Here is a 13,827-nt window from a genome sequence, read left to right on the forward strand (position 1 = left end):
CTGTCGCATCGCAGGGGTTTCATGCCGCGACCGTGGCGCGCGCCTGCGCGCCGATGCGGCGGATTTCGGGGAGGCAGGACCCGCAATTGGTCCCCGCCTTGAGCTGACGGCCGATCTCATCGGGGCTCGCCGCGCCACCCGCGAAGGCGGCGCGGATCGCCGCGAGGCCGACGCCGAAACAGGCGCAGACGGTCGGGCCGGGATCGGACGCGCCGTCGAGGCTGCGGCCGGCCAGGAGCGCGAGGCGATTGTCCGGCAGCGCAGCTGGGTCGGCGAAGGCGCGTTTCACGCTGTCCCAGAGCGGCAAGCCGCCGAAGGGGGCAAGGAACAGGGCCGCGAGCAGCCGGCCATCGCGGATGACGGCGCAGCGATAGGCGCCACCGGCCATGTCGACCAACTCGGTCAGGTCCGCCTCTTCGAAGCGGGCCCTGACGGCGGCCATCCATTCGGCCGGTCCGGCATCCGTTGCGAAGAGCCGAGCCTCTCCGCCCTCGACCGCCAGCCTTGACCACCAACTGCCCTCGGGGAGCAGGAAGGCGTCCCGCGACAGCACGAAGCCCTGCGCGGCATAGGTCACCTGCTCGATCGAGGAGGGCGTCGCCTTCATCTCCGGCTGGCCGGACCAGGGATCGCACATCGCCTGAACGGCCGCGCCGATGCGGGCATGCGAGGCGGTCTCTGCCGACCAGTGGATCGGTGCGAAGAGCGAGCCGCGCGTCATGCCAGGATCGAGCGCGACCTTCAGCACGACGCTGCCATGGTCGTTGGCGATACGGGCGAAACCGGCCTCGGTCAGACCGTAGCGGCGCGCATCTTCGGGATGGATCTGCACCGATGGTTCGGCGCAGTGGGCGCTGAGCCGGGGGCTGAGGCCGGTCCGCGTCAACGTGTGCCAGTGATCGCGCAGGCGCCCCGTATTGAGCAGCAGCGGCAGGGCTTCGCTCGCAGCACTGGCAAGCGCCGGCGCGGCGAGCGGCACCATCCGGGCGCGGCCATTCGCCGTGAAGAAGCCGCCCTCGGCGAAGAGGCGCGGCGTGCCGAGCGGCCGCGCGGCGGGAGCAGGCCACTGCACCGGCTGGAGCGCGTCATAGGCGTGCTTCGTCAGACCGGCATGGGCGCCGATATCGAAGTCGCGGCGGCCCTCGTTCTCGAAGGCCGAGAGCGCGGCGTGCTCGGCATAGATCGCGGCCGGGCCGGCATGGGCGAAGGCGTCGGCGAAGCCCAGACGCTGCGCGACCTGCGCGATGATCCACCAATCCGGCTTCACCTCGCTGGGCAGCGACAGGAAGGCGCGCTGGCGCGAGATGCGGCGCTCTGAATTGGTGACGGTGCCGTCCTTCTCTCCCCAGGCGGCGGCCGGCAGGATGAGATGCGGGCGGGCCGCCAGCGTGTCGTTGGAGAGCACGTTCTCCGAGACGACGAAGAGGTCGAGGCTGCCGAGCGCCGCCCGCACCCGGTCGGCCCGCGGCAGCGAGACCGCCGGGTTGGTCGCCATGACCCAGAGGGCGCGGATGCGCCCGGCCTCGACCGCCTCCATCATCGCGACGGCCTTCAGGCCCTCGGACTGCGCCATCCGGGGCGCCTTCCAGAAACGCTGGACGCGGTCGATCTCGGTCGGGGCATAGCCCATATGGGCGGCCAGCATGTTGGCAAGGCCGCCGACCTCGCGCCCGCCCATGGCGTTGGGCTGGCCGGTCAGCGAGAAAGGTCCGCAGCCCGGCTTGCCGATGCGGCCTGTCGCGAGGTGGCAGTGCAGGATCGCCGCGACCTTGTCGGTGCCTTGCGCCGACTGGTTGACGCCCTGACTCCAGGCGGTGACGACGGCGGGCGTTTCGCTCCACAGCGCGTAGAAGGCGGCGATCTCGGTCGCATCCAGCCCGGTCCCGCGCGCGACCGCCTCCAGCGACGGCGCGATCTCGCGGGCATTGGTGAGGGCGGCCTCATAGCCCTCGACATGACGGGCGAGGTAGTCCGCGTCGGTCAGGCCGCGATCGGCGAGATGGACCAGGAGACCGGCAAAGAGCAGCGTGTCGGAGCCGGGCGCCAGCCTCAGCACCTGATCCACATCCTCGCTCGTGGCGGTCGCACGCGGGTCGATGACGACGATGCGGGCGCCGCGCTGCGCCCGGTTCTGCTGCATCCGGCGGAACAGGACCGGGTGGCACCAGGCCGCGTTCGACCCGACGAGGACGATCAGATCGGCGGAGTCGAGATCCTCATAGCTGCCCGGCACCGTATCGGAGCCGAACACTCGGCGCTGGCCGGCGACGGTCGAGGCCATGCAGAGCCGCGAATTGGTGTCGACATGGGGCGAGCCGATGAAGCCCTTCATCAGCTTGTTGGCGAGGTAATAGTCCTCGGTGAGGAGCTGCCCGGATAAATAGAAGGCGACGGCGTCCGGCCCATGCGTGGCGATGACGCTTTTGAGCCCGTCGGCGACCGCATCCAGCGCCGCCTCCCAGCCGATACGCTCGTAGCTGCCGGATGCAGTGCGGCGCAGCGGATGCAGCACGCGCGAGCCGAGGCCGAGCGTTTCGCCCAGCGCGGCTCCCTTGGAGCAGAGCCGGCCGAGATTGGCGGGGTGGGACGGATCGCCCGCGATCGCCGCACCGCCGCGCCCATCCGGCGTTGCGAGAACGCCGCAGCCGACGCCGCAATAGGGGCAGGTCGTGCGGATGGCTGCGGGGGGCATGGGCGGCCCGGGCTGATCGACGTCGCGGCGCATCTCAAGCCGCCTCCGCCAGGCAGTATGGCTCACCGAAGGGCAGTTCGCTGCGGATCGCCGAAATGTCCTGCCCCGAGCGGATCAGCCGGAGGTAGAACAGCGCGCCCTGCGTGTCCCCGACGAGGACGCAGCCGATGAGCCGGCCGTCGCGGATGACGAACTTCCGGTAGAGGCCAGTCGCGCGGTCGCGCAGCACGATGGTCTGCGCGCCCTCGTGCGCTTCGAACGCCCCGGCCGAGAAGACGCCGATGCCGCTGACCTTGAGATTGGTGGCCAGCAGCGAGCCGCGATAGCTTGCCGGCTCGCCCGCAAGACGCCGCGCCAGTACCCGGGCCTGTTCATAGGCCGGCTCGACCAGCCCGTAGACGCTGCCGTCATGCTGGGCGCATTCGCCGATGGCGAAGATGGCAGGGTCAGAGGTCGTCATCGCGTCGTCCACGAGGATGCCCCGGTCGATGCTGAGCCCGGCGGTTTCGGCGAGTGCGGTATTGGGCCGAACGCCGATGGCGATGACGACGATATCGGCGGGCAGCACGGTGCCGTCCTGGAGTTCGACAGCCTCGACATGATCGCGCCCGATGAAGGCTCGCGTGGCTGCGCCCAGCTTCAGATCGATGCCGCGCAGCGCGACGGCCTCGGCCAGCAAGGCCGCGCCCTCGGCGTCGAGCTGGCGCTCCATCAGCCGGTCGACCAGATGAAGCAGCGTTACGCGCGCGCCGCTGCGCGACAGCCCATAAGCCGCCTCGATGCCGAGCAGGCCGCCGCCGATGACGACGATGCGCGCGCCGTGGTGGGCTGCCTCGCGCAGGGTCCGCACATCGGCCATGTCGCGGAAGGTCATCATGCCCGGCAGGTCGATGCCCGGTAGATGCGGTCTGACCGGCTTCGAGCCGGTGGCCAGAACGAGCTGGCCATAGGGCAGCGTTGCGCCGTCCACGAGGGTCACGGTTTTGGCGGCGCGGTCGATGGCGGTGACGCTGCGTCCGTAGAACGTCGAAACGCCACGCGCCTGCCACCAGGCGGCAGGCTTCAGCTCGATCTCGCTCTCGGTGATCTCACCGGCCAGCAGCGGGGAGAGCAGGACGCGGTTATAGGCCAGCCGCGGCTCCTCCCCGATCACCGCGATGGCATGGCGGCCGAGCGCGCGCCGGCCGAGTTCCTCGACCAGCCGCGTCGCTGCCATGCCCTTCCCGACGATGACGAGGGGCTCGGCCATCGGCTCAGGCGATCCGCTTGATCTTGAGGGCCTTGAGGTAGTCCATCGGCGCGGCGGGATCGAACTTCACCCCGTCGAAGAAGGTCTCGACGCCGCGGGAATCGGCGGTCGGCGCGCCGGCGACGCCGAGCGTCTTGGCCGCCTCGCGCCAGAGGTCGGCGCGGTTGGTCTTGTCGACCAGCGCCTTGATGTCGATCGTCGGCTCGAACTTGCCCCAGCGGATGTTCTCGGTGACGAACCAGGTGTCGAGGCTCTTCCAGGGGTAGGAGGTCGAGCCGCCTTCGCCCCAGAACTTCATCTGGAGATTCGTGCCCTTCACCTCACGGCCATTGCCGTAATTGATGTCGCCGAGCAGGCGCTTGTTGATGTCGTTGACGGGGACGTTGAACCACTGGCGCTTGCCGACGATTTCCGAGAGCTCCTGTCGGTTTTCGCGCTTGTCGGCCCATTGCTGGGCTTCCATCACCGCCATCAGGATGGCCTGCGTCGCCTTGGGATTGGCGTCGACGAAATCGGCGCGCATGCCCAGGATCTTCTCGGGGTGACGCGACCAGAGTTCGCCGGTGGTGAGCGCCGTGTAGCCGATGTTTTGGTTGACGAGCTGCTCGTTCCAGGGCTCGCCGACGCAGAAGCAGTCCATCGTGCCGACCTTCATGTTCGCCACCATCTGCGGCGGCGGCACGACGATGACCTTGATGTCGGTGTCCGGGTCGATGCCGCCGGCCGCGAGCCAGTAGCGGATCCAGAGGTCATGGGTGCCGCCCGGGAAGGTCATCGCGGCGGTGAGTTCCTTGCCGGCCGCCTTCTTGCGCTCGAAGGCCTGCTTCAGCGGCGAGGCATCCTTCTGGACGTTGAGGTCCTTGTATTCGTTGGACACCGAGATGCCCTGGCCGTCCTCATTGAGGTTCAAAAGCGTGTACATCGGCAGCGGCTGGTTGTTCTGCATCACCTTCCCGGTGGAATAGAGATGCGTTTTCGGGCGCAGGATGTGGCCGCCATCGATGCCGTTGTTCTTGAAGCCGAGCGCCATGTTGTCGCGCGTCGCGCCCCAGCTCGCCTGCTTGGCGATGTCCATGTCGGGCAGGCCGTATTTCGCGTAGAGGCCCTTTTCCTTGGCAATAATCAGGGGAGCGGCATCCGTCAGGGCGATGTAGCCGAGACGCGTGCCCTTGACCTCCGGTCCCGCGCCCTGCGCGAAGGCGCCCGAGGGCAATGCGAGCCGGGCGGCGCTCAGCAGCGCGGCGGTGCCCGACAGCTTCAGCAGCCGGCGGCGGCCGACATTCACGGATGCGGGCTTCTTGCTTATCTCGACTGTGTTCGTCATCGATCGCCTCTCGGTTTGCGAAGGAAGGCCCGCCTGCCGCCGAACACGAAAAACGCCGCGCGAATGCACCCGTGGGCACGTTCGACAGCGGCGTTGCTGTGCAATTCCGGTTCGGAGGATGACGCGGGCAGCGTTGGCCGCGTTGTTTTTACTCAATCAAACTTCGTGCCAACCTGACGCAGCGCGATTGGAGGCCGTATTTACAAGAGCTTGTGGCGCCTCAGGCGGTGATGGTGACCAACCGTCGCGCCATGCGGCGCCGCGCAAATGATGCGCATCGGCCCAACAACTGGGCAGAGGGAGCGTTTCAGCCCGCTCCAACAGGAAAGAGATCGGGTCGGAAGACCTGCCGCGCCAGAGCCCGCATCTCCTCGTCGGGAACGGCCTGGCCCGCCATGGCCATTCCGTCGAGGATCCTGTCCGCATGGGCCGGCTCCGGCCGCAGCGCCGCGCGGTCGAACCGCACGAAGCGCTCGATCTGCCGCGGCGGCCGGCCAGCCCCCTGCCGGATCTCGAAGCGCAGGATCGGTTCGAGGACGTCCACCGGCAGCGCGAGCCGGTCCGGCGCAGAGAGGTGATGGGCGAAGCGCGGGACGTTCGCGGGGTCGGTTGCCCAGTCGCTCGCCTTCAGGATGGCGCGGCCAAGCTTCGCGACCGCCGCCGCGCGGCGTTCGGCATCATCCGCCCGCCAGACCAGCACCTTGTCAGGCCAGTCGCGGCGGATGTCGACATTCGCCAGCACCATGGCGCCGATGCCGCGGGCCACGGCGGCCGAATTCCAGGGCGCGCTGGCGCAGAAACCGTCGATCCGGCCGCTGGCGAGAGCCTCGACCGTCTGCGGCGGCGGCACGACCTCGAAGCGGATATGCTCGCCCAGCACGAGCCCCGCCTTGCCGAGCCATTCGCACAGCAGATAGGTGTGGCTGGAATAGCCGAAGACCGCCGCGAAGGTCAGCGGCGGCAGTCCGGCGGCGCTGCGGCGTGCCACCAGCGCGGCGAGTGCCCGCGCCGAAACGTCGGGGTCGGCGAGGTCCCCTTCCGCCAGCCGGGTCAGTTCTTCGAAGCGCCGGAGCGAGACGGTGACGGCGAAGCCGTCGAGATTGAGCGCCATCGGGATCGCCATCGGAGCGCGCACCCCACCAATCCCCAGCGTGGAGGCGAGCGCCATGGGCGCCAGCACATGGGCAGCGTCGAACAGGCGAACATTGAGCTTGTCGCGCAGATTCGACCAAGAAACCTCGCGCACCAGTTCGAGGTTGAGCCCCTCTGTCTCGGCGAAGCCTTCATCCTTCGCGAGGACGACGAGAGCGCAGTCGACGAGCGGCATGAAGCCCACCCGCAAATGCAGCGTGCTCATTTCAGCACCTCCGCTGCCGTGATGATGGATCGGGCGATATCGACGAGCTTGCGCTTTTCGTTCATCGCGGATTTGCGCAACAGGGCATAGGCCTCATCCTCGGACAGGTTCTTCATGCGCATGACGATGCCCTTGGCGCGATCGACGAGCTTGCGCTCCTCGAGCTGGGAGCGGGCCTCGTCGAGTTCCTCGCGCAGCTTTCTGAAGGCATTGAAGCGGCTGATGCAGGTCTGCAGGATCGGCTGCATGCGCTCCTTCTTAAGCCCGTCGACGATATAGGCGGAGACGCCCGCCTCGACCGCGGCCTCGATCGAGGCGGAGTCCGACTGGTCGACGAACATGGTGATCGGCCGCCGGATATGGCGGCTGACCAGGAACATATCTGCGAGGGCGTCGCGGCTGGGATCCTCGAGATCGATGACGACGACGTCGGGGTCGTGTTGCTCGATGGCAGCGACCAGCCCGGTTGTCGCGGAAACGCGCACGAGCTCGCGATAGCCAGCCTCGCGGAGCCCTTCTTCGATGATCGCAGCCCGCACCTCGTTGGCGTCGACGATCAGGATCCTGAGGTTGGGCACCATGCCGCTGCGCACTGGGTTTGGGCTGAGATCAGATCCATTCACGAACCATGCCATTCGATGAGCGGTGTCTGCCAGTCGTCCATGATCTGGGCTGCGACACGTGCAGCGGCCATCGCTCAAGGTAGAATGCGCAGGCCCAGAGCCGCTTTGCCCTCCCCGTTTATTTGCAGTCGATGGCGCGGCAGTGCTCGGCGTTGTGGCTGGGTTGTGGGGCAACAGGCGAAGGTGCCGTGGACGCCCAGGCCTATGCGCTCTGCCGCGGCCCAGTGAAGACACGCCAGTAGGAGGCCGCAAACAACGCGAATGCTCCCATCCAACCAAGCCAAGCAAGCGAAAGCAGGGCCGGCAAAGAGGGATAGAGCGCTGCGCAAATGCGCAGGACCGCAGCGCCGATGAGGAGGAGGTAGACGGCTTCGACCCATCGCGAAGCGACCAGCGCGCGGCCTGTGTGACCGAGGCTGGCGCGCGACATGATGGCGAGCACCATCAGGCCCGACGCGCCGACGGTCCAGGCATGGTTGCCTGCGGATACTGACAGCTGGCCGAAGGCGGCAGTCGCGGCGAGGAAGAAGCCGAGCGGGATGAAGGCGTAGGCGAGGTGCAAGACCAAGACGAGGCGGTCGCGCCAGGTCCGGTGCCCCACCCATCGCATCAGCCTGATGGTCTGGAGCCCTCCAGCAACGATCAGAAGCACGCCCGTCGTGGCACCCTCCGGGGCGGCCGTCCAGAGCAGCAAGGCAAGCCCGCTGGCGACCAGGGCGGCCATATCCAGTTTGCCGAACGGCGAGGGCAGGCGTCCTGGATTTTCCCTCGCGAGCCAGTTGCGCGTGAAACTCGGGACGACGCGCCCACCAACCAGCGTGATCAGGAAGATCGTGGCGGCGATGCCCAGACGGACGCCGACATCGGCGAAGCCCTCGCGAGCCGCCTCGACATGGAAGACGACATTACCAGCCAGCATCAATGCGACGACGAGGATGACTTTGAGATTGCGCCAGTTTCTGCCGGCGACGATTTCGCGCGTCGCGGCGGCCGCAAGGAGGGCGAGGAAGGCGAGATCCACGATGGCCGCGAAAGTCAGGGACGTCGCTGCCGAGGTGGCGATCGCCACACGTCCGGCCACCCAGACCACGACGAGGACGATGAGGGGCCGGCCCTGGAGCGGAAGCCGTCCCGTCCAGTTGGGGATGGCGGTCAGCAGGAAGCCTGCCACCACAGCCGGCAGAAAGCCGAAGATCATTTCGTGGGCGTGCCAATCCCGTGGCGTCATCGCCGTCGGGATCGTGATCTGCCCGTGATAGAAGGGCAGCCAGGCGAGCATGGCGGCGGTGGCAAACAGTGAGCCAAACAGGAAGAAGGGCCGAAAGCCATAAGACCAGAGCGGGTGGCCGCCTTCGTCGCGTAGCCGGGGAATGGGAGCCATGGGGCAATCCTCAACAAGTCTGGCGCCGAGCGTCCCGCAGCAGCCGGTCTGTAGGCGACACGAGTGCAGTGGAGCTTCAGGCTGCACCGCGGCCGAAGCGGCGACCTCAAACCCGATCACGGGCGTTGCCCCCTGGCGGCCTCGGGAGCGAGGAACTCTCCATAGCGCCGCCCGCAAAGTGACAGTTTGTCCAAGCGCAAACTCTACGGCGGACAGCTTGCCGATGGCGGCTCTGGCCCGGTTGCGCTAGCACGGCAAACGCAACGGGCTTCAGTCGCATCGCGCCCGGCGATGTACCCTAAGTAACCGAAGCCACAGGACATCAGCCAGGCATCGGCACTTCCAGACCTTGCGGAGCGGCGAGATGGCCAACGCTGGCGGTACCGAGCCGGAGACCGGCGCCGACGAAGAGGAATGCAGCTATGAGCGCGCTTGATCGGTCCATCCTCGACGCGGTCCCCGCCTTCGCGGCGCTGACGGGCAAGGAGATCGACATCGTTCTCGCGCAGGCAAGGTCACTGCGATACCCGAAGGGCACCACGGTCTTCGAACAGGGGGGAGCGGCGGACAGCTTCTTCGTGCTGCTCCACGGCCATCTCCAGGTCGTGAAGCTCACCCCTGCCGGCCAGCAGGTCGTTATCCGCTATGTCGTGCCAGGGGAAATGTTCGGCATCGCCGTCCAGATCGGACGTCAGAGCTATCCGGCCACGGCCCAAGCGGTAATGGACAGTCTCGCGCTCGTCTGGCCGTCCTCAGCCTGGCCGACCCTCGTCGCCCGCTGCCCTGCCCTAGCGGAGAGCGCGTTGCACATAGTTGGCACGCGATTGGACGAGGCCCATGTCCGGGTGGTCGAGTTGGCCACCGAAGAGGTCGAACGCCGCGTGGCGCACGCCCTTTTGCGGCTTCTCAAGCAAGCGGGCCGAAAGGTCGATGACGGCATTGAAGTGGCATTCCCGATCACACGAGAGGACGTCGCACAGATGACCGGCACGACGTTGCACACGGTCAGCAGGATCCTGAGCCGCTGGGAGGCGCGTGGGCTTGTCGAAAGTGAACGCCAGCGCATCGTGGTGCGCGATCCGCACGGGCTCTTCGCCATCGCCGAAACCGCCAAGGCGTAAACGCTCATCTCATTTCCCGCTCGCCACAGGCTCGCCCGGCCGCCGCCTCAAGGGCTTGAACGAAAGAGGCGAGGTTGTGTCGGTGGTCCCGGCAGGCGTCCCGCACCGAATGGAAACGGCCGATCGGGCATCCCACACAGAGAAATCGGTGTCGGAGGAAAACTCGGATCGTCTCGGGCCACTGACGCATGACGTCGTCGACCAGCGTTTCGGGCTGGATGCTCGGCACGGTGATATCCCCTGCTGGCTCCCACCGTAAGCTGTCCGCGACGCTCGTCTTTGCGCCGGGACAAGGACCTGTCGTCCGGATCGCCTAGGGTGAACCCGTCCAAGTCGCCGGCATCGCGTGGCCGACGCTACAAGGGGCGGGTTGCCATGCCTTCGTTTCTGACCGCGCTGTCGGCCTTCCTGCTGTTCCATCTCTTGCCGGCCGCCCCGGCGATCCGCGGTCGACTCGTCGAGATGATGGGGCGCAGCGGCTACCTCACGACCTATTCCATCCTCTCGCTCGTTCTGCTGGCCTGGGTCGTTGTGGCGGCGCGCCAAGCTGACGACGTCATCCTGTGGAATACCGGACGCTGGCATTATCTGACGCCCTTCGTCGTGATGCCCTTCGCGCTCTTCCTCATCATCGCTGGAGTGATCCAGCCCAATCCGCTCTCACTGAGCCTGCGGAGCGGCGCCGACATTCCCGCGATCGCAGCCGTCACGCGCCATCCGGTGCTGTGGGGGCTGTTGCTGTGGGCTCTCGCGCATCTGCCGCCGAATGGCCGGCTGATACCGGTCCTGCTCTTCGGTGCGATGGCGGCGCTCGCCGCCATGGGCTTCCACCGGCTCGACACCAAGGCGAGGCGAAGGATGGGGCCGGAGCGCTGGTCCGAGGCGGCGGGCCGGACCTCAATCCTGCCCTTTGCCGCCATGCTGGCCGGCCGGGCCGTGCCCGGTGCCGGCCGGGTGCTCGCCGTCCAGGCAGCCGCAGCTGCCGTCATCTACACCTGGTTCGTCCTCTACGGCCACGCCTGGCTCATCGGCCCGAGCCTGCGACATGGCCTTGACGCGTATCTCTGACCGATGGATCGCCCCGCCATGTCCGCTCTCGCCGAGTCTGCCAGTTTGATCGCTCGCATCTCCAATGTCCTGACCGAGATCGACCTCAGCTGTGAGTGCCGAAGCCGGGTTCGCGACGCGATCGCCCGCTTCGAGACGCTTGAGGACACCCGCCAAGCCCATCATGCGCTGGCCCAAGCCCGTAACCACCGGCACCGTATCGGCGCACTCATGGCACTGCTCGCCGACCTCGACGAGATCGGCTGGAACGAAGCCGATTCCTCGATTTACCTGGAACTGTCCGATCTGTTCGAGGACATCGCCACCGCGGCACGCGAGGGGGCGGCGGCGACGCGCCAGCTCGATCGTCGGACGCTGCTGCGTCGAAAGTGCGCAGAGCAACCCTCTGTCGAATGATGAGGCGTTCGACGGGATGCCTTGCCTCTGGTCGGCGACCCGCAGTGCCGTGAGCTACTCCGGATGACCAGCTTTGATCTTCTCAAAGCGGCATCTACACGCGTAGATTGCCTCCATGAACGAGTCGGCATTTCACCCGGAGGATGTGGCGCGGTCTGCGATCGACCGTCGGCTGGCGCTTTGCGGCTGGGTGGTCCAGTCCCGTGCGGACATGAATCTCGGCGCCGGCTTGGGTGTTGCGATCCGCGAATTCCAGACGGCGTCCGGTCCCGTCGACTACGCGCTCTTCGTCGGCCGGCGCCTTTGCGGCGCCATCGAGGCGAAGTCGGCGGGCGTGACCCTCTCGGGCTTCTCCGACCAGGCCGCGCGCTACATCGCCGACCTCCCGCGAAACCTCATGCGCGAGGAAGGCCAGGTGCGGTTCGAATACGTGGGTTCGGGCAGCGAAACCCTGTTCCGCGACCACGCTGATGCGAACCCGGCCTCTCGCAGCATCTTCTCCTTCCGCTCCATGTCCCGTTCGCTGCGGGCGTACCCGAAACAGCGGGGATAGTTGGCATCTATTTATCTCCACGCAGAACATTTCGCGACACGCCGAGACGTTGGGCAATCTTGGCCGAGCCCTTGCCCCTGCTGGTCGCGGCAAGGAGATACATGGCGGCTAGCACCACTCCAAGATGAGCGTTCTGTCACGAGGTTCGGCAGGCGCTCGCTGGGATACACGATGTCGCTGAAGGTCGTGTCGGGGGTCGACAGCGCGTGATGCAAATCGAGGTTCCGACCTTGCTAGAACGGTCGGCCAAGGCCCACAATCGCCTCCTCCGCAGGGCGGCGAGCCGGCCAGCAATCTCACCTGTGATGGTTGCGCATCTTGCGAGATTGAAGGGCGTCCCGCTGACACAGCATGATCCCGATCTACCATCTTGAAGGCGATGTCTCTCCGCAGGGCACTGGTCGGCACGCCTAGTGCTTCGACGACGGCGACCTCACAGCCATCCAGGCTCGCCCTCCTCAGACGCCGCCGAAACGACGGCCAAGCCAGAATATTTGTAGTTGAGACACCGCAATATCCCTTGCAGCTTTGTGTCGAAGGCAGCAGCGTCAGCCCATACGCTACCTCACGAGGCGACAGAGCGACGCGTGGCGGGAAGGTCGCGCTCGAGCACAGCTGCCAGGCACACCTTCCAATGACGGCCTGCATAGCCCTCAGCCGAGGCGAGAGGGGGCTCTTGGGCGCGGCCCTTGTCATATCGTTCCGCCCAGCCTGATGCACGCGCGTCAGCCGATCACGACGGTAGGCCTTCCCAGCGATCTTCCGAGGCCTCCCCCGTGGCCGAGGTTTCGTCGGAACCGTTCCCTGCTTCGGGCTTGATACCCTGACGAATGTCCCTTTGGTCATGGGGATTCCCTGGGCACCGACCGAGTCGGATTTCCAAGCCTGATTCCTATTCGCTTTCAGACACTTCGATTGGGTATGCGTCCTCGACCCGAAGAAGGACTTGGTGACCTGGGTGAATCCACTGGCCCTGGCGACACCCAGCGCTCTGATGGAGGCGTCCGTGCGGGTGGCATGCCGCTTGTAGCGATCATGCTTGAGCGTGTAGTCCACGCTGCGTTCAAGATCGCGAGCAGTCAGCCCCTGAGCCTTGATGTAGCACGAATAGGCTCGCCGCATACCCGTCCTCCGCCACCCCGTCTCGTGCACGTGCGCCCTCACGGCGTGCTTGAATGAGCCGCTGTCAGTGTCACGCACGAGAACCGTGACATCCCAGTGGAGGTAATCGTGCTCATCCACATGGAGCGCTCCCACGAAGCCGACGCAGGAGGATCGGATCTCACAGAACATGACCCTGGCAGCCCGCCGGAGAGCCCGCGCATGCTGGACCCGGCAGGAGTACAAGGCAGTGCTGACCGTGAGGGTCAGTCTGTAGATCTTGCATCCTGGGAGCTTGGCCTTCAGCCTGCCGATGGCTCTTTCGCCGCGCCGCCTCGACGCGTAGCGGTGGAAGGCCTTGACGTCCGTGAACGGCGCCAGGGCGGTCGTCCGACGATTAAAGCCATACATATCACTCTTGATGGCCCTCAATGCGGTTTGCACTGCGGCGTCGACCGCAGTCCGGTTACAACCACTCTGAAATGGCTTGTAATAAGCTTTCACGTCCATCTATCCGGCTTGATCGCCGTAAGATGGCCACGCCCGCTCACGGCGAGGCGTCCAACCCCTGTCGGCCTGGCTACGTCATAGGACGGAGGGCTTCCACATCACCCACGAGCACGAATCGCTCGACCACGCTCGTGCAAAATAATCCAATTCAGGTTCAAAGGGGAGTCTTCAGCGGACAAGGGTCGCCCGACGTCATCGTCTAGACCGCTCTCTCGCAACTCCCTCTTCGCCCGCTAGGGCGTTGGAACGAGTGGAGATCTGGATCCTTTTTAGCGGCGTCGCCCCCACCGGAAGCGCTCGCACGATCTCCAAGCCACAGCCGCCAGCCGCCAACGATCTCGACAGTTCAGACTGTTGTTGCCCCTCAAAGACCGGACACGTCCTCCGCGGTTGAACGGTCAGCGATGAACTCTCGCGGTGAACGGTATCCCAGCGCCTTGTGCGGGTGAAGC

The 13,827-nt window shown here is 66.4% G+C and carries 11 protein-coding genes; 4 read left to right on the forward strand and 7 right to left on the reverse strand.

What is annotated here, in order from left to right; translation table 11 throughout:
- Positions 1-19 precede the first annotated feature (19 nt).
- From ACFPN9_RS07270 to ACFPN9_RS07295, 6 genes are all read right to left on the reverse strand, one after another.
- Positions 20-2,692: a nitrate reductase gene (locus tag ACFPN9_RS07270; RefSeq protein ID WP_377816137.1), complete on the reverse strand. Its 2,673-nt coding sequence runs from the start codon at positions 2,690-2,692 to the stop codon at positions 20-22.
- A 34-nt stretch (positions 2,693-2,726) separates the two neighbouring features.
- A complete protein-coding gene (locus tag ACFPN9_RS07275; protein WP_377816139.1) occupies positions 2,727-3,941 on the reverse strand; it encodes an NAD(P)/FAD-dependent oxidoreductase in 1,215 nt (404 codons plus the stop codon).
- Between the two features lie 4 nt (positions 3,942-3,945).
- Positions 3,946-5,265, reverse strand: a complete 1,320-nt coding sequence (locus ACFPN9_RS07280; RefSeq protein ID WP_067989034.1) for a CmpA/NrtA family ABC transporter substrate-binding protein — start codon at positions 5,263-5,265, stop codon at positions 3,946-3,948.
- Positions 5,266-5,572: 307 nt separating this feature from the next.
- Positions 5,573-6,622, reverse strand: a complete 1,050-nt coding sequence (locus ACFPN9_RS07285) for an ABC transporter substrate-binding protein (RefSeq protein WP_067989033.1) — start codon at positions 6,620-6,622, stop codon at positions 5,573-5,575.
- Positions 6,619-7,203, reverse strand: a complete 585-nt coding sequence (locus ACFPN9_RS07290) for an ANTAR domain-containing response regulator (protein WP_067989032.1) — start codon at positions 7,201-7,203, stop codon at positions 6,619-6,621. Before ACFPN9_RS07290 ends, ACFPN9_RS07285 begins: the two co-directional genes overlap by 4 nt.
- A 244-nt stretch (positions 7,204-7,447) precedes the next feature.
- Entirely contained in the window at positions 7,448-8,626 is a 1,179-nt protein-coding gene (locus ACFPN9_RS07295; protein WP_067989031.1) for an NnrS family protein, read from the reverse strand.
- 422 nt (positions 8,627-9,048) lie between these two features.
- On the opposite strand from ACFPN9_RS07295, the gene ACFPN9_RS07300 reads away from it, so the two are divergent.
- Entirely contained in the window at positions 9,049-9,747 is a 699-nt protein-coding gene (locus ACFPN9_RS07300; protein WP_377816143.1) for a Crp/Fnr family transcriptional regulator, read from the forward strand.
- Between the two features lie 4 nt (positions 9,748-9,751).
- Here ACFPN9_RS07300 and ACFPN9_RS07305 read toward each other — a convergent pair whose 3' ends face one another.
- A complete protein-coding gene (locus tag ACFPN9_RS07305; protein WP_377816145.1) occupies positions 9,752-9,976 on the reverse strand; it encodes a DUF1858 domain-containing protein in 225 nt (74 codons plus the stop codon).
- A gap of 146 nt (positions 9,977-10,122) precedes the next feature.
- Here ACFPN9_RS07305 and ACFPN9_RS07310 point away from each other — a divergent pair, with 146 nt between their 5' ends.
- The 3 genes from ACFPN9_RS07310 to ACFPN9_RS07320 all read left to right on the forward strand — a co-directional run bounded on the left by ACFPN9_RS07310 (position 10,123) and on the right by ACFPN9_RS07320 (position 11,764).
- Positions 10,123-10,815 (forward strand): NnrU family protein, encoded by a 693-nt coding sequence (locus ACFPN9_RS07310; protein ID WP_067989029.1) that lies wholly within the window; start codon positions 10,123-10,125, stop codon positions 10,813-10,815.
- 18 nt (positions 10,816-10,833) lie between these two features.
- Positions 10,834-11,211: a hypothetical protein gene (locus ACFPN9_RS07315; RefSeq protein WP_377816147.1), complete on the forward strand. Its 378-nt coding sequence runs from the start codon at positions 10,834-10,836 to the stop codon at positions 11,209-11,211.
- A gap of 115 nt (positions 11,212-11,326) precedes the next feature.
- The gene (locus ACFPN9_RS07320; RefSeq protein WP_267520160.1) at positions 11,327-11,764 is read left to right on the forward strand and encodes a hypothetical protein; all 438 of its coding nucleotides are present in this window, start codon (positions 11,327-11,329) and stop codon (positions 11,762-11,764) included.
- Positions 11,765-13,827: the final 2,063 nt, after the last annotated feature.

The organism is Allobosea massiliensis (assembly GCF_042655245.1).
In the GTDB taxonomy this organism is placed as follows: domain Bacteria; phylum Pseudomonadota; class Alphaproteobacteria; order Rhizobiales; family Beijerinckiaceae; genus Allobosea; species Allobosea massiliensis.

Coding starts and splice junctions, on each gene's coding strand:
- ACFPN9_RS07270 (WP_377816137.1), bottom strand. CDS start 2,692: ATGCCCCCCGCAGCCATCCGCACGACCTGCCCCTATTGCGGCGTCGGC.
- ACFPN9_RS07275 (WP_377816139.1), bottom strand. CDS start 3,941: ATGGCCGAGCCCCTCGTCATCGTCGGGAAGGGCATGGCAGCGACGCGG.
- ACFPN9_RS07280 (WP_067989034.1), bottom strand. CDS start 5,265: ATGACGAACACAGTCGAGATAAGCAAGAAGCCCGCATCCGTGAATGTC.
- ACFPN9_RS07285 (WP_067989033.1), bottom strand. CDS start 6,622: ATGAGCACGCTGCATTTGCGGGTGGGCTTCATGCCGCTCGTCGACTGC.
- ACFPN9_RS07290 (WP_067989032.1), bottom strand. CDS start 7,203: ATGGTGCCCAACCTCAGGATCCTGATCGTCGACGCCAACGAGGTGCGG.
- ACFPN9_RS07295 (WP_067989031.1), bottom strand. CDS start 8,626: ATGGCTCCCATTCCCCGGCTACGCGACGAAGGCGGCCACCCGCTCTGG.
- ACFPN9_RS07300 (WP_377816143.1), top strand. CDS start 9,049: ATGAGCGCGCTTGATCGGTCCATCCTCGACGCGGTCCCCGCCTTCGCG.
- ACFPN9_RS07310 (WP_067989029.1), top strand. CDS start 10,123: ATGCCTTCGTTTCTGACCGCGCTGTCGGCCTTCCTGCTGTTCCATCTC.
- ACFPN9_RS07315 (WP_377816147.1), top strand. CDS start 10,834: ATGTCCGCTCTCGCCGAGTCTGCCAGTTTGATCGCTCGCATCTCCAAT.
- ACFPN9_RS07320 (WP_267520160.1), top strand. CDS start 11,327: ATGAACGAGTCGGCATTTCACCCGGAGGATGTGGCGCGGTCTGCGATC.